11 protein-coding genes are annotated in these 16,039 nt (G+C 45.2%); 8 read left to right on the plus strand and 3 right to left on the minus strand.

Annotation, left to right across the window (positions count from 1 at the left end):
- Nucleotides 1–20: 20 nt before the first annotated feature.
- The 5 genes from QEP07_RS10945 (at nt 21) to QEP07_RS10965 (ending at nt 9,389) form a co-directional block, all read left to right on the plus strand.
- Nucleotides 21–3,323, plus strand: coding sequence for a DUF4175 family protein (locus QEP07_RS10945; protein ID WP_285010134.1), 3,303 nt, complete (start codon nt 21–23; stop codon nt 3,321–3,323).
- Between the two features lie 9 nt (nt 3,324–3,332).
- A complete protein-coding gene (gene ybeY / locus QEP07_RS10950) occupies nt 3,333–3,770 on the plus strand; it encodes an rRNA maturation RNase YbeY (protein ID WP_285010136.1) in 438 nt (145 codons plus the stop codon).
- A 64-nt stretch (nt 3,771–3,834) separates the two neighbouring features.
- Nucleotides 3,835–5,694: an ABC-F family ATP-binding cassette domain-containing protein gene (locus tag QEP07_RS10955; protein ID WP_285010138.1), complete on the plus strand. Its 1,860-nt coding sequence runs from the start codon at nt 3,835–3,837 to the stop codon at nt 5,692–5,694.
- 67 nt (nt 5,695–5,761) lie between these two features.
- Nucleotides 5,762–7,624, plus strand: coding sequence for a tRNA uridine-5-carboxymethylaminomethyl(34) synthesis enzyme MnmG (gene mnmG / locus QEP07_RS10960; protein ID WP_285010140.1), 1,863 nt, complete (start codon nt 5,762–5,764; stop codon nt 7,622–7,624).
- Nucleotides 7,625–7,766: 142 nt separating this feature from the next.
- On the plus strand, nt 7,767–9,389 hold the full coding sequence (locus QEP07_RS10965; RefSeq protein ID WP_285010141.1) for an Ig-like domain-containing domain: 1,623 nt from the start codon (nt 7,767–7,769) through the stop codon (nt 9,387–9,389).
- Here the strand turns inward: QEP07_RS10965 and QEP07_RS10970 are convergent, their stop codons facing one another.
- Both QEP07_RS10970 and nadB read right to left on the minus strand, forming a co-directional pair.
- On the minus strand, nt 9,390–9,899 hold the full coding sequence (locus QEP07_RS10970; RefSeq protein WP_285010745.1) for a gamma carbonic anhydrase family protein: 510 nt from the start codon (nt 9,897–9,899) through the stop codon (nt 9,390–9,392).
- Nucleotides 9,899–11,485 carry an L-aspartate oxidase gene (gene nadB, locus QEP07_RS10975; RefSeq protein ID WP_256002727.1) on the minus strand — a complete coding sequence of 529 codons (1,587 nt, stop codon included), beginning with the start codon at nt 11,483–11,485 and terminating at the stop codon, nt 9,899–9,901. The genes QEP07_RS10970 and nadB overlap by 1 nt, the downstream gene beginning before the upstream one ends.
- A 455-nt stretch (nt 11,486–11,940) precedes the next feature.
- Between nadB and nadA the strand changes: the two genes are divergently transcribed.
- On the plus strand, nt 11,941–12,933 hold the full coding sequence (gene nadA, locus QEP07_RS10980; protein ID WP_285010142.1) for a quinolinate synthase NadA: 993 nt from the start codon (nt 11,941–11,943) through the stop codon (nt 12,931–12,933).
- A gap of 15 nt (nt 12,934–12,948) precedes the next feature.
- A complete protein-coding gene (gene thiL / locus QEP07_RS10985; protein WP_256002723.1) occupies nt 12,949–13,983 on the plus strand; it encodes a thiamine-phosphate kinase in 1,035 nt (344 codons plus the stop codon).
- Here thiL and QEP07_RS10990 read toward each other — a convergent pair.
- Nucleotides 13,980–15,203 carry a DNA recombination protein RmuC gene (locus QEP07_RS10990; protein WP_285010143.1) on the minus strand — a complete coding sequence of 408 codons (1,224 nt, stop codon included), beginning with the start codon at nt 15,201–15,203 and terminating at the stop codon, nt 13,980–13,982. The genes thiL and QEP07_RS10990 overlap by 4 nt on opposite strands.
- A 136-nt stretch (nt 15,204–15,339) precedes the next feature.
- On the opposite strand from QEP07_RS10990, the gene QEP07_RS10995 reads away from it, so the two are divergent.
- The gene (locus tag QEP07_RS10995) at nt 15,340–16,035 is read left to right on the plus strand and encodes a zinc metallopeptidase (protein ID WP_256002719.1); all 696 of its coding nucleotides are present in this window, start codon (nt 15,340–15,342) and stop codon (nt 16,033–16,035) included.
- Nucleotides 16,036–16,039: the final 4 nt, after the last annotated feature.

A 16,039-nucleotide genomic window follows, 5' to 3' on the forward strand; every position in this document is an offset into this window, starting at 1 on the left:
ATTTACATTGTGCAAACTTAATGAAGAGCAATTACGATCTTCTGGTATCTAAAATCAATGAGTTTATTCAAAAGTTTTACCTGAATAAACTGTTGCGCGGAAGCATTTATACCTCGGCACTCATGCTGAGCGGGTATTTATGCCTGTTCCTCTTCATCTATTTTACATATCCGACGGTTCTGGTCAAAACGGTATTGTTCTTTGCCTATCTGGGCGTTTCCCTTACAGCCATCGCGTTCTGGATCGGCAAACCTGCGCTTCATTATTTCAGGTTGGGCGACAACCTGAGTATGGAGGAAGCCGCCGTGCTTATTGGCGATCATTTCTTTCATGTGCGGGATAAGTTACTGAATACGCTTCAGTTGAAAGCGCTTGCAGATGCCAATCCGGCACAGAATGCCTTAATTCTGGCGGGTATCGACCAGAAGATCATGGAACTTCGTCCGGTGCCGTTCTCCAGTGCGATCCGGTTTAAAGACAACAGGAAATATTTGAAATATTGTCTGCTGCCGCTGGCCGTGATTGTACTCATTGGCGCTGTTTCTCCAGCCATACTGAAAGAGGGTACCTCGGGCTTCATACAGTATAACCGTGAAATCCTGCCTAAAGCCCCGTTTAATTTCGTGGTGATGAACAGGTCGCTCCAATACACGCAGGGCGACGATGTGACGATAACGCTAAGGCTGACCGGCGAGACGCTGCCCCAGGATGTGTATATCGTAGATGGCAAAAACACGTATAAACTGATAAAGGCGGACAAGACGACTTTTACGCACGTCTTTCCGAACATTCAGCAGAGCAAACAGATTTTCTTTTCGGCAGGCGGTTTTAGTTCTGCGGGCTACCTGATTGAGGTTAGGCCGCGTGCGGCGCTTACGGGGGTTAGCGCAGCGTTGCATTTCCCGGCCTATCTGAACAGGAAGACGGAAAGGATAAATAATGCGGGCGACTTGACGGTGCCGGAGGGTACTAAGGTTACGTGGAACATGCAGACCGTGCATGCGGAAGAACTGGAGTTCTCGCTGGGCAATAAGGTTTATAGCCTGCGTCCGCAGGAAGATGGGTTCAGCTACAGCGCAACGCTGAGTGAGACCACGCGGTACCGGATCTTTCCAAAGAACAGGGCTACTGTTTCACGTGATTCGTTGTCGAACCAGATCCTGGTGATGAAAGACCAGTATCCGGCGATCAGCGTGTCAGGCACACTGGATTCGATTACGCAGAAGGCCATGTACTTTGTGGGCAGCGTAAGCGACGATTATGGCTTATCGGCTCTTCACTTCAAAGCGGAAATACGGGGCGCTGGTTCCGAAAAGCGGCTGATCAGCAAAAGACTGCCTTTGAAGCCGGGGCAGGCGGGACAAAGTTTCACCTGGCTGTGGAACATCAATGATCTGGCGCTGAAGCCCGGGGAACGGGTGTCTTATCTTTTTGAGGTGACGGATAACGATGGCGTGAACGGCGGAAAGAAATCCCGTACGGATGTACGCACTTTCGAGAACCCTACGGCGGCGGAGGTTTCGGCCCGGATAGAAGCTGGAAGCTCGGCCTTGAAAGGACAGATGGAACGCGCCATTAAGCTAGCGGGCGAACTTGAAAAGGAAAGCAAGAAGCTTGCGGGCGAGCTCCTGGATAAGAAGCAGCTGGGTTATGAAGAGCGTAAACAGGTTGAGTCTTTGCTGAACAAGCGGAAGGAACTGGAGCGCAGCATAGAAAAGATGAAGCTTGAGAATGAGCAAAACACCTTGCAGAAGATAGAAAACCAGGCCCTGAAAGAGGAGATGCTTGAAAAGCAAAAGCAGATCGATGAGCTGTTTAACCAGGTGCTTGATGATAAAACGAAATCGCTGCTGCAAAAGTTGCAGGACATGATGGACCAGCGCAGCAAGGATCAAACCCGGCGCGATCTGTCGGACATGCAGATGGACAACAAAGCACTCCGTAACGAACTCGACCGCATTCTTGAGTTGTATAAACAGCTGGAATTTGAGCAGAAACTGGAAGGGGCAATCGATCAGCTTCGCGAACTGGGCAAGGAACAGCAGGCTCTTGCTGAAGAGACGCGTAAAAATGCATCTGATCCTGCCGCGTTGAAGAAAAAGCAACAACAGCTTAATGAGGCGGTCGACAAGGTTAAAAAGGACCTTGCCGAACTGGAAAAAAAGAATGAGATGCTGGAAAGGCCCAATTCTTTTAATGCTCCCGAGGAGAAAATGGAGTCGGTACAGAAAAAGCAGGAGGAGGCGAATAAACAGCTTGACCGCAAAGCGCGCAGCGAGGCCGCCGAAAATCAGCGCAAAGCGGCCGAAGAGATGAACGAAATGGCGAAGCAGATGGAAGAAGAAAAGGCGAAGTCGGAAAAGGAAGCGGAATCCGTGAATGCACGCGACTTGAGGCAGCTTCTGGAAAACCTGCTGAAGACTTCGTTTGAACAGGAAAAATTGATGCTCGACCTTAAGGAAATGAATGTTTCGGATCCGAGACTGCGTGCCGCGGCGCAAAAGCAACGCGTGCTTAAGGACTATATGAAGACGGTGGGCGACAGCCTCTTCTCGCTAAGTAAGCGGGTTCCGCAGATTGAACATGCCGTGAATGAGGAGATGCATAAGGTAAATCAGAACGTAGACAAAAGTCTGGAGTATCTTTCGGACCGTAATCTTTTTAACGCGGGCAGACATCAGCAGCAAGCCATGACGGCGATCAACAACCTAACGCTTATGCTGAACGAGGCCCTGGAGCAGTTGCAGCAGTCGAAAAGCAACGCTAAAAGCGGTCGCGGCCAGAAAAACAGCATGCAGCAACTCAGACAAATGCAGCAGCAGTTGAACGAGAACATGCAAAAGGCCCGGGAACAGTTGCAGAAAGGCGGCGGAAAGGGATCGGTACCTAAGGGACAGATGAGTGAGGAGTTTGGGCGGATGGCACAGCAGCAGCAGATGATCAGGGAGGGTTTGCAAAAGCTGAACAACGAGGGCAAGGCCAAAGGCGCCGGCGGCAATATGGACAAGCTGATCGAAGAAATGAAGAAGACGGAAAGTGATCTGGTGAATAAACGCCTGGAGCTTGAAGCCATGAACAGGCAGCGTGATCTGCTGGTGAAAATGCTGGAGCTGGAGAGGGCGGAAAAGGAACAGGAAGAGGACAGCAGCAGGCAGAGCAAGGCTGGTAAGGATTTCCCTCCGCACTACCTCCGCACGCTTGAGAAAATGGAACAGGAGCGGCGACCAGGGACGCAATGGCTGGATATTATGCCGGCGGAATTGAACCACTACTATAAAAACAGCTTAGCGGAGTATTATAAAATGCTAAATTTGAGGCCTTAATTGATAAAAATGCCTAAGCCCGCTATTTTCTTTTTTTCGGAGGACCTGAATTTTACGCTTAAAAATAAGACCGTTATCCGGTCCTGGCTGCTTGATGTGATACAGGCAGAGGGTTATGTGTTAAGTGAATTGAACGTCATCTTTTGCAGCGACGCATATTTACTCGATATAAACAAGCGTTTTCTTCAGCACGACACGTTTACTGACGTGGTGACTTTCGATTCGTCTGAGGAGCCGAAAACGATTCAGGGCGACATTTTTATTAGCGTTGACCGGATCAGGGAAAATGCATCGACGTACAAAGAGCCTTTTTTAAAAGAGCTTTGCCGCGTGATGGTGCATGGCACCTTGCATCTGCTGGACTATAAAGATAAAAGCAAGACGGATAAAGCCAGGATGACTGCGAGAGAGGATCATTACCTGGCTATGTTAACCCTCCTGCGTTAAGCGCGATTTATAATCCGTACTTTTGCAGTAATTTTCTGACTATTACATACGTTAATCATACACTTTGAGTACACTAATTGCAGCTGAAAACCTTGGCCATGCTTATCATGAGGAATGGCTTTTTAAGAATCTCACCCTGGGCATTCAAACCGGACAGCGCGTTGCGCTGGTCGGAATAAACGGTGCCGGTAAAAGTACTTTGCTGAAACTGCTTGCCGAACGCTTTCTTCCCCTGGAGGGCAAGATCGTTAAAAATAAAAGCGTGCGTATTGGTTTTCTTGATCAGGAGCCCTCCTTCCCTGACGGTTATTCGATCAGTGATTTTATATTTTCCCAGGAAAACAAACAGCAACAGTTGATCCGGGAATATGAGGAACTGATTGAACAGGAGCATCCCGATGAAAATGAACTGAACCGCCTGTACGGAGAGTTGAGTGAGCATAACGCCTGGGAATACGAGCATGAGATCAAAACGATCCTGAGCCGTATGGGCATTACGCAGCTTCAGCAGAAGATTTCTACGCTTTCGGGCGGACAGAAAAAGAGGCTGGCTTTGTCTAAACTGCTTATCGAAGATCCGGATATCTATGTGCTGGACGAACCGACCAACCACCTGGATATAGACACGATTGAATGGCTGGAGAAATTGCTTACCTCGGGCAACAAGACGGTATTGCTTGTGACACACGACAGGTATTTCCTGGATAATGTATGCAACACCATCGTGGAGCTGGACCGTGGAAAGATGTATGTATACAACGGTAAATACGCTTATTTCTTAGAGAAAAAATCGGAGCGTGAAGCTGCCGACGAGGCGACTTTCCAGAAGAATAAGAACCTCCTGAAAAAGGAATTGGAATGGATGCGCCGTATGCCTCAGGCAAGGGCCACGAAATCTCAGGCGAGAATAGATGCTTTCTACGATTTGGAATCTAAAACTAAACAAAGATCTGATAATCAAAGTATTACGCTCAATATCAAGATGGCCAGACAGGGCGGTAAGATTTTGGAGCTGGATCATGTAGGTATTGCCTTTGAAGGAAAGGAAATATTCCGTGACTTCTCTTATGTCTTTAAGAAGGGCGACCGGATTGGTTTGGCCGGAAAAAACGGGACTGGCAAGAGTACCTTACTTAATATCATTACAGGTGATCTGAAGCCGCAGCAGGGAACGGTTAGCATCGGCGAGACTACGGTTTATGGTTATTACAAACAAGGCGGACTAAGCTTCAACGATAAGGACCGGGTGATTGACGTGGTGAAGTCTGAAGCGGAATATATACAGATGGCGAACGGTCAGCAGATCTCCGCATCGCAGCTGCTGACCTTATTTCTCTTCCCCCCAAAGAAGCAGCATGGGATGGTTGAGAAACTGAGTGGTGGTGAAAAAAAGCGCTTACACCTGATGCGTGTGTTGATGCAAAACCCAAACTTCCTGATACTGGATGAGCCGACGAACGATCTTGACATTGATACGCTGAATGTGTTAGAGGAATTTCTGGAAGCATTTCAAGGGGTATTAATTCTGGTGTCGCACGACCGATATCTTCTGGATAAAATGAGCGATCAGCTGTTTATCCTGGAAGGCAATGCGGAGGTAAAATTGTACAATGGAAATTACTCTGATTACCGCAACAGTTTGGAAGCGGCGACAGCTAAACCTGAACTGGTAAAAAAAGCTGAAGTAAAGGAAGAAACGCAGACACCACAAAAGAAACGTTCCTACAAAGAGGAAAAAGAGCTCAACGATATAGAGAAAAGTATAGCCGACAGGGAAGCACAGATTGCATCTCTGACGCAACTTTTGGCTCAGATCGATGCATCCGATTACATAGCCTTGAAAGAGAAATCGGAAGACATCGAACGCCTGAAAAAGGAGCTCGACACGCTTACCGAACGGTGGATAGAACTATCCGATATTTAATGTAATTTTGTGTTGTTCCACGTGAAACAAAAAGGACTGTTCCACGTGGAACCTTAATAAAACAAGGATGTTTAAAGAATACGATGTGATTGTGGTAGGTGCCGGACACGCCGGTTGTGAAGCTGCGGCAGCAGCGGCAAACTTGGGCTCGTCTGTATTGCTGATTACCATGAATATGGAAACCATTGCTCAAATGAGCTGCAACCCGGCTATGGGGGGCGTAGCCAAAGGTCAGATTGTGCGGGAGATTGATGCTATGGGAGGCTATTCTGGCATCATTAGCGACAAAACGACGCTCCAGTTTCGCATGCTCAACCTTTCTAAGGGTCCGGCAATGTGGAGTCCGAGGAGCCAGAACGACCGTAAGCGCTTTGCTGAAGAGTGGCGGCTTGCACTGGAACGCACGCCAAATGTCGACTTCTGGCAAGATATGGTATCCTCTCTAATCGTTAAAAACAATACTGTTATAGGCGTAAAAACTTCCATCGGAAGTGAGATATACGGAAAGGCAGTGGTGCTTACAAATGGTACTTTTTTGAATGGAAAGATTCATATTGGGGAGAAGAAATTTGGCGGAGGAAGAACAGGGGAAAAAGCCGCAACCGGGCTTACGGAACAACTCACCGAGCTCGGCTTTGAAGCAGGCAGGATGAAGACCGGTACACCTCCAAGAATCGATGGTCGCTCGCTAAACTACACCGTGATGGAGGAGCAGTGGGGGGATGAAAATCCAGGAAAATTCTCATATCTCGATATACCGCGATCGACCGAGCAACGCTGTTGCTGGATCACCTATACAAACAGCCGGGTTCACGAAACACTCAAAGAAGGTTTTGAAAAATCCCCAATGTTTACCGGACGGATTAAAGGATTAGGTCCCCGTTATTGCCCGTCCATAGAAGATAAAATAAACCGCTTTGCAGAGCGCGACAGGCACCAGATTTTCGTTGAGCCGGAAGGCTGGAATACCTGCGAAATTTATGTCAACGGTTTTTCTACATCCTTACCTGAAGATGTGCAGTACAAAGCGCTCACCCAGATACCGGGTTTTGAAAATGCAAAGATGTTTAGGCCAGGCTATGCGATTGAGTACGACTACTTCCCTCCTACCCAATTGGATTTAACACTGGAGACTAAATTGATCAGCAATCTGTTTTTCGCAGGACAGATTAACGGTACCACCGGTTATGAAGAAGCAGCGAGCCAGGGTTTCATTGCAGGAATAAACGCACATCTGAAAATTAACGATGCGCATGAATTGATTATGAAGCGCTCTGAATCTTACATAGGTGTACTCATCGACGACCTGGTTACCAAAGGCACGGAGGAACCTTACCGCATGTTTACGTCACGGGCAGAACACCGCTTGCTTTTACGCCAGGACAATGCTGATATTCGCTTGTCGCCAATTGGCTATAAGCTGGGGCTAATTGATGATGAACGCATGGAGCGCGTGAATGCCAAGATTTCTGACTCCGATGACATTGTCGCATTCACTAAAGCGCAGTCGGTAGAGCGCAATGAGATAAACGCTTTGCTGGAGCAGATGAATACCAGTCCCCTGACACAGAACGTTAAGCTCTTTAACTTACTAACCCGGCCACAACTTGACATTAACGCACTGAGGAAAGCACATCCCGGGTTAGACGAATATTTATCAAAGTATTCTGAAGAGACCATTCAGCAGGCTGAGATCAAGATCAAATATGAAAGCTACTTTCAGAAGGAGCAGGAAATAGTCGATAAAATGCAGAAGATGGAAGACAAAGACATTAATCCCGACTTTGACTATACAAAGCTCGTATCCTTGTCAAAAGAAGCCAGGGAAAAGCTTTTGAAGATTAAGCCCCGTACTTTGGGCCAGGCTTCAAGAATTTCAGGCGTTTCGCCCTCAGATATATCTGTTTTGATGGTGCATATCACAAAATAGAACATATAGCATTGATTATCAACTAGATATAATACAAACAGCGCTAATTTTAATGAACGATTTTTAAGCGATTTAAGACATTATTTAGAAATCGGAGACATATTTATCATAAAGAAGATATAATTGATTATAAGGCCTTAAAATGCGAAATTCAGAGATTCTGTTTAAAACCATGATCACATGCATGGGCGTTGGACTGATGTACAGTTGCGCGAGTATTCAGCAGCCCCAAGGTGGCCCCAGAGATGAGACGCCGCCTAAGGTTGTAAGGATGCTGCCCGAAGATAAGACCGTAAATTTCAAATCGAAGGAAGTCATCATTGAATTTGATGAATACTTTAAGATTCAAAATGAGTTCAAGGAATTCTCAGTATCGCCGGAAATGAACGTCGCCCCTACCCTGAAAAGAAAACAAAAATCTTTGCATGTGGTATTTGCCGACTCAGCGCTCGAAGCAAATACAACCTACACACTCAATTTCGGTCAGGCCATCGCTGACGTGAACGAAGGCAACGCTGCAAAAAATCTTACCTATGTCTTTGCCACGGGCGATAAACTTGATTCTTTAAGCATTAAAGGAAAGGTGAGCAGTACGCAGACTGGCTTGCCCGAACTAGATGCGCTGGTATTCCTGCTGCCGATAAACCGCGATACCTTACTTGGAAAGCGGAGGCCCTCTATTTATACGTATACGGACAGCAGCGGAAACTACAGCCTGAACAATTTAAGGGAAGATACGTACCGGATCTACGCCCTTAAAGAGAAAAACGGCGACAAAATCTATCAGGAGAATGTTGATGATATTGCGTTTCTGAAGGATTCGATCAAATTAGAGGGCAACCTAACCGATATAGATCTTAACCTGTTCAGGGAGGACGCTACGCAATTTCGCATCGTAGACAAGCGCATACATAACGATGGCAGCATATCCATGATTTTCAATCAGAAATTGAAACAACCGGAAATCGTTGTGCTGGATCCCCCGGCGCTCGATGTCAGCAAAAAAATCCGCTTTAATAATGCTAAAGATTCCTTAAAAATCTGGCTCACGGACATGAGTTTTGATTCCACAAAAATAAGCATCAAGGATCAGGGAAAGCTACTGCAAACAACTACTTTCAATAAAGGTAAAAACGAGAAGTATACCAGGACACTGGTAACAACAGACAACCTGGAAGGCGGCTTGCTTAATCCCAATAAGCGTTTGAAACTGTCTTTTAATCTTCCTATTGAAAAGGCTGATGTCTCAAAGATCACCCTTTTGGAAGATTCCACAGAAGTATCGGGACTGAGCATACAAAAAGATTCTGCCGACTTCCTGTCATATTATGTTATATATCCCTGGAAGCAAAAGCGGCAATATGACTTGAATTTCGCCGACAGCGCTTTTACAGGATTGTTTAATACCAACAATAAGATATTTGACAAGAGTTTCCGGTTGATCAGCAAGGATGAATACGGGACTTTAAAAGTCCAGATCAAAACACCAGAGCCCGACAAACAATATATTCTGGAGATTGTCGATGAAGGTAAAAGGGTAATCAATTCGCTGGTAGTAAGACAAGATACCTCGGTAAGTTATGCCAATTATAAGGGTGGAAAATACTTTATCCGTATTGTATATGACACCAACAAAAATGGTGTATGGGATACCGGGAACGTGCCGCAGAGGCGTCAGCCGGAAAAAATATGGAATGAACCTAAGGAACTTTCAATCAGACCTTTATGGGAAAGAAATGAAGTGATAACGATTCCGAAGGAATAATTAACTAAACCAACTGGAGTACATGATATAGTTGTCCGGCAATCTATTCAATAAAGCCCTTTGCTCTTCGGTAATGGGCTTTATTTTTTTTGCAGGGGTCCCTGCATAAATGTATCCTCCTTCGCAGTGCGTGCCTTCCAGTACTACGCTCCCAGCTGCGATAATCGTGTATGGTTCGACCACAGCATGATCCATCACTATTGCGCCCATACCTATCAGGATATTGTCGTGCAAGGTGCAGCCATGGACGATGGCGTTATGTCCGACAGACACGCGATTTCCGATGGTTGTGGCGGCTTTAAGGTAGGTAGCGTGTATGACGGCGCCATCCTGTATATTGGTTTCGTTGCCGATGGTAATACTGTTTACATCGCCCCTAATCACAGCATTGAACCAAACAGAACAACTGTTTCCCATGACGACCTCTCCTACTATAGTAGCATTCGGGGCAATGAAACAATCGGAACCCCATTTAGGAGCGATCCCTTTAACTGGTAATATCGTCATAATCAAAAAATCGTATCGGTAAGCTGGCCGGAGTGTTGAGGATAATCTGTGGTGTAATGAAGCCCTCTGCTCTCCTTACGGGACATGGCGGCTTTAATGACCATATAAGCAACCTGGATAACATTTCGTAGTTCACAGAGCTTGACAGAAACTTTGTTGGCCTTGTAAAAATCCTCTGTTTCCTGATGCAGCAGATAAAGTCGCCGGAGCGCCCTGTCGAGACGGAAATCTGACCGCACTATACCGACATAATCGCTCATAAGCTTCTGGGTTTCACGAAGATTATGGGTAACAAGAATATCTTCATTTGACTGCACTACGCCCTGATCGTTCCACTCTGGAATATGATCTGGAATATGGTTGTTCTTATAGTTGGCCACCGCATGCTCGTAAATCCTGTGCGCAAACACAGGTGCTTCAAGTAAGGAATTGGATGCCAACCGGTTGGCACCATGAAGCCCGGTCGAAGAACACTCCCCGCATGCATAAAGATTGTTAATACTCGACCTCCCATATTCATCGACCAAAATACCTCCGCACATATAATGCGCGGCCGGCGTTACCGGGATGAGGTCCTTAGTCATATCTATGCCAATAGAAAGGCACTTCGCATAGATATTAGGGAAATGGGAAAGAATATCGGCCTGACTCCTGTGCCTGATGTCCAGGTATACAAAATCTTCCCCGGATTTCTTCATCTCAGCGTCGATAGCCCGTGCAACGATATCGCGGGGTGCAAGCGAACCCCTGGAATCATACTCGTACATAAACTCTTCACCATTCTTACGCCGCAAGACACCACCAAAGCCCCGTACTGCTTCTGAGATCAGAAAAGCAGGATACTCCCCGGGATTATATAAGGCTGTAGGATGGAACTGTATAAACTCCATATTCCTTACCTTGCCCTTGGCTCTGTATACCATAGCCATTCCATCCCCAGTGGCAATGACCGGGTTAGTTGTACTTGAATAGATATGCCCCGCGCCTCCCGATGCCATTACGGTGACGTTTGCTAATATCTTTTCCACATCGTTAAGTTCTGTATTAAAAGCATATATGCCGTAACAGTTAATATCTCCGGTACGTTTATCCACATGTTCGCCGAGGTGATGCTGTGTGATCAGCTCCAGACAGAAGTAATGTGTTAATATCTCTATATTCTCATTCTGGTGAATCTGCCTTAGCAACACGCTTTCAATCTCGTACCCGGTAACGTCTTTGTAATGCAACACACGGTGCTCAGAATGACCACCTTCCTTGGCCAAATCATATACGCCAAGGGCGTCCTTGTCGAAATTTATACCGTATTCTATGATCTCATTGATGCGTTGCGGACCTTCCTTGACCACGATCTCCACAATCCTCGGATCACACAATCCATCACCTGCGATCAGGGTGTCTTCAATATGCTTTTCAAAAGAATCATCTTTGTCGACAACTACAGCTACACCGCCCTGTGCATACTTGGTATTCGACTCATCTTCATTGGATTTGGTTACAATAAGAACTTTGCCGTGTCTGGCTGCTTTGAGTGCAAAACTCAATCCTGCGATACCTGATCCAATGACTAAAAAATCGACTTTTCTCATTAAAAATTATCTTAAATCCGGTGCAATGTTAACAACAATAAAACAGTTGTTAGTTGATTGTATATATTATCTGAACAAAAAAATTTGATTGTTTAAAGCTAAGCTAAAATGACAATTATGCGCAATATTTTAAGGTATTTTTGATCAACTTTGCATGGTTTACTAACGTTTCAGCGTGTCTTAAAAACTTCACAAAAACGTATTGATAAGTTTTAAAGAGTAATGGTATAGCTTTGTAAATCAGTCTTGAAAATGCGGTTACATGCAACTAAAATGTTAGTAAATTACTAATAACTCGACATTCAATATTAAAACAAAAGTATTTTTTCACATTACCAACACCCTAATAAACCTTAAAAATCTATTTATATTAAATCATTATATTTTATTGAAGCGTTGAAAGCTCCGTATCTTTACGAAGAAAAAAAAGCCGAGATGTATACCGTCTGACGAATATGGATATTACAGCAGAATTAAACAGGAAGGGTTTTGTAGACGAAACTATTGATCCGTCGCTCGACCTTTTCGATGAGATTGAGAAGTTAAAAAAGGAAAAGAACGCCATCATACTGGCACACTATTATCAGGAACCTGATATACAGGATATTGCAGATTATATTGGTGATAGTTTAGGGCTCTCTCAGGAAGCCGCAAAGACAGAGGCCGACGTTATTGTTTTTGCAGGTGTACATTTTATGGCCGAAACTGCGAAGATACTATCCCCGGATAAGAAGGTGCTTTTGCCTGATCTGAAGGCTGGCTGCTCTCTTGCAGACAGCTGTCCGCCGCATTTGTTTAAGAAATTTAAGGAGCGGCATCCTGACCATGTGGTGATCACTTATGTGAACTGTACAGCTGAGTTAAAGGCTTTGAGTGATATTGTGTGTACTTCCACCAACGCGGTGCAGATTGTAGAAAGTTTACCAAAGGATACCAAGATCATATTTGGACCCGACCGTAACCTTGGGGCATGGGTGGCTAAGAAGACCGGCCGTGATCTGGTCCTGTGGAACGGTGCCTGTATGGTTCATGAGATCTTTTCGAGGGAGAAGATTACGCGTCTGAAAGAGCGTCATCCGAACGCGAAGTTTCTGGCCCATCCGGAGTGTGAGGAAGCTGTATTGCAGATGGCCGATTTTATAGGATCTACAACCGGTTTGCTGAAGTATACGATGACGAGCGAGACTAACGAATTCATTGTAGCAACGGAAAGCGGCATTATCCATCAGATGGAAAAGGCAAATCCTGGCAAAACCTTTATACCAGCTCCGCCAAACAATAGCTGTGCCTGTAATGATTGTCCGTATATGAAGCGCAATACGCTTGAGAAACTGTATTTGTGTATGAAAAATGGCTTACCAGAGGTAACGGTACCGGCGGATATCATTGTACAGGCCAGAAAGCCCATAGAGAGAATGCTGGAGATTTCAGCAAGTTTAGGATTGTAAAGAAATTTAGAGATCATGTTTGAAAACAAGGAACGTACGGATATAGCGAATTTGGGTGAGTTTGGATTGATCAGGCACCTGACGGAGAATTTTAAGATCAGGCATGAAACGAGTGTTAAGGGTGTGGGAGACGATGCAGCGGTGTTGAACTTTAAAGATAAAGAGGTGCTGATATCGACGGATCTTCTGCTGGAAGGGATTCATTTTGATCTGGCATATGTACCACTGATGCATTTGGGATATAAGGCTGTACAGGTCAACCTGAGCGATATTTATGCGATGAACGGTATGGCTACCCAGGTTACTGTTTCTATTGGTTTATCGAGTAAATTTCCGCTGGAAGCAGTAGAGGAAATTTATAAGGGTATAGAACTGGCATGCAACAAGTTTAATATTGATCTTATCGGCGGGGACACGTCGGCAAGCAAACAAGGGCTTGTGATTAGTGTTACAAGTATAGGTTACGCGGAAAAAGAGGCTGTTACGTATAGAAACGGTGCGGAGGAAGGGGATCTTATTTGCGTTTCCGGGGATCTTGGTGGTGCGTACGTAGGCCTTCAGATCCTGGAAAGGGAAAAACTCATATTTTTAGAAAATCCGAATATCCAGCCTGATCTGGAAGGCAAGGATTATATTATCGAAAGACAACTGAAACCGGAAGGGCGCCGGGATATTGTTGATCTTTTAGCACAAATGGGCATCAAACCTACTGCAATGATTGATGTGTCTGACGGTCTGGCCTCGGAGATATTGCATATTTGTCAGCAATCTGACAAGGGGTGTAATTTATATGAGGAGAAATTTCCGATTGATCCGCTGACTTATGAGACGGCGCGTGAGCTCGGTCTTGATCCGACGGTTTGTGCCCTAAGCGGAGGTGAGGACTATGAGCTCCTGTTTACTATTAAACAGGCTGATTATGAAAAGCTTAAGCACGATGTAGATATCAGTATCATTGGCCATATCACAGATAAAAACTCGGGCTGCAAGCTGATCTCGAAGTCGAACGTGGTGCATGATATAAAGGCACAGGGCTGGAAGGCATTCTAATCCAGGTACTTACTGTCTATCTGTTTGGTAGCCCTGGCGCCTAGAAGTCTGATTTTTTCGGAGGTGCCCGAGAGGTTTCCATTGCCGGTAGACAGTTTATTCATCGCTTTATCAAAAGCATCCTGGCTTTGCCTGATGTTTTTACCGATGGTTTCCATATCGGCAAGGAAGCCTACGAATTTATCGTACATGGTACCGCTTAAGCGGGCTATTTCCAGCACGTTTCGTGTTTGACGCTCCTGTTTCCATATACTTGAAATGGTTCGAAGGGTGGCGAGAAGTGTGGAAGGACTTACAATGACTACTTTTTGTTCCCATGCATAGTTAAAAATTTCTGCATCTTTTTGGACAGCGATTCCGAATGAGGACTCTATGGGAATAAAAAGCATGACAAAATCCGGCGAATTGATTTGCTGAAGTTCCTGATAATTCTTTGCTGATAGTCCCTGTATATGCGCTTTAATCGATGCTAGATGTTGTTTAAGATATATCTCCCGCTCCGTATCCGTATCTGCGTTGACCAGGCGCTCATAGGCCACTAAGGATACTTTTGCATCGATAATGATGTGTTTTTCATCAGGAAGGTTTATGACTACATCGGGATAGAAGCGAGAACCTTCTGCTGTTTTCAGGCTGTGCTGGATGTGGTATTCACGGTCTTTCACGAGTCCGGAGCTTTCCAGTATCCTTTCCAGTATCACTTCGCCCCAGTTGCCCTGTTTCTTGCTGTCGCCCTTTAACGCCTTTGTGAGATTTGCTGCATCTTCCTGGATCTGCCTGCTTTGCAGCATAAGCTGGGAAATGACGCCTTTCAGTACGTTTCTTTCATCTGATTCGTTCTTGTAGGCTTTTTCTACTTTTTCTTCAAAAGCTTTGATGTTCTGCTTTAGGGGATTCAGAACCTGGTCGAGCTGATATTTGTTATGCTCGGTGAACCTGGATGCCTTATCGTCGAGTATCTTATTGGCTATATGCTCAAATTCCATTTTCAAACGGTTTTGAAGTTCATTGATATAGCTTTCCTGGCGGATGTGATTCTCTCTCTGAAGTTCTAGTTGATACTCTGCCCTGACAAGCTCGTTATGCTTTTCAGAATGACTGAGGCGCAGCTGCGCAAGTTCATCGGTAAGCTTATTTTTTTCCTTTAGCAGAACTAGGTATCGCCACACCAGGACGATACTTGCTACTAATATTATGATCAATACAATTATCACGTTCATGAGTATGCTAAATATTTAAGTAATACTAATGTAATTTTGGATCAGTATCAAATTAGTTTTAAAAGAAATTTCCGCTTGGCAGGGAAACGGGTATACTTTTTGATTTGTAACTCTTTGAAAAACATACACTACGACAATGGGAGCATATTTTATATTAATAATCCCGGTTCTACTTTTGAGCATGTTCGTGCAATGGCGATTTAAAAGTAAGTTTGCACAGTATGCGGAAATGCAATTGAATTCGGGGTTTTCGGGTAAAGAGGTGGCGGAGCGGATGCTGCATGATCATGGTATTTTTGATGTACAGGTAATGAGCACAGACGGACAGTTGTCTGATCACTATAATCCTGAGAATAAAACAGTCAATTTAAGTACTGATGTTTATTACGGGCGAAGTGTTGCAGCGGCAGCAGTAGCAGCGCATGAATGCGGTCACGCGGTTCAGCATGCGAAAAGCTATGCGTGGCTCAGTTTGAGAAGCAGTATGGTCCCTATAGTAAGTATTACGTCGAATTTGCTTCAGTGGGTATTGATTATTGGGGTCTTTTTAATAGCCTTTACCTTTAACCCTATTGTTTTGGCTATTGGTGTGGCCGGTCTGGCGCTGATTACGCTCTTCAGCATAATTACCCTGCCGGTTGAATTTGATGCGAGCAGACGGGCGCTAAACTGGCTTAAATCGAATCGTGGGGTCTTAGCTACTACACAGGAGCATGTACAGGCGAAGGACGCACTGTGGTGGGCGGCTATGACTTACGTGGTGGCGGCGTTAGGCGCAATGGCCAACCTGCTGTATTATCTGTCTATCTTATTCGGCCGCAACAGGGACTAGGGAG

It is taken from the genome of Pedobacter faecalis (assembly GCF_030182585.1).
GTDB lineage: Bacteria > Bacteroidota > Bacteroidia > Sphingobacteriales > Sphingobacteriaceae > Pedobacter > Pedobacter faecalis.

Bases quoted from the DNA above. Each gene is read 5' to 3' on its own strand.
- QEP07_RS10945 (WP_285010134.1), top strand. From the start codon at position 21: ATGAAGAGCAATTACGATCTTCTGGTATCTAAAATCAATGAGTTTATT.
- QEP07_RS10995 (WP_256002719.1), top strand. From the start codon at position 15,340: ATGGGAGCATATTTTATATTAATAATCCCGGTTCTACTTTTGAGCATG.
- nadA (WP_285010142.1), top strand. From the start codon at position 11,941: ATGGATATTACAGCAGAATTAAACAGGAAGGGTTTTGTAGACGAAACT.
- mnmG (WP_285010140.1), top strand. From the start codon at position 5,762: ATGTTTAAAGAATACGATGTGATTGTGGTAGGTGCCGGACACGCCGGT.
- QEP07_RS10990 (WP_285010143.1), bottom strand. From the start codon at position 15,203: ATGAACGTGATAATTGTATTGATCATAATATTAGTAGCAAGTATCGTC.
- ybeY (WP_285010136.1), top strand. From the start codon at position 3,333: ATGCCTAAGCCCGCTATTTTCTTTTTTTCGGAGGACCTGAATTTTACG.
- QEP07_RS10965 (WP_285010141.1), top strand. From the start codon at position 7,767: ATGCGAAATTCAGAGATTCTGTTTAAAACCATGATCACATGCATGGGC.
- nadB (WP_256002727.1), bottom strand. From the start codon at position 11,485: ATGAGAAAAGTCGATTTTTTAGTCATTGGATCAGGTATCGCAGGATTG.
- thiL (WP_256002723.1), top strand. From the start codon at position 12,949: ATGTTTGAAAACAAGGAACGTACGGATATAGCGAATTTGGGTGAGTTT.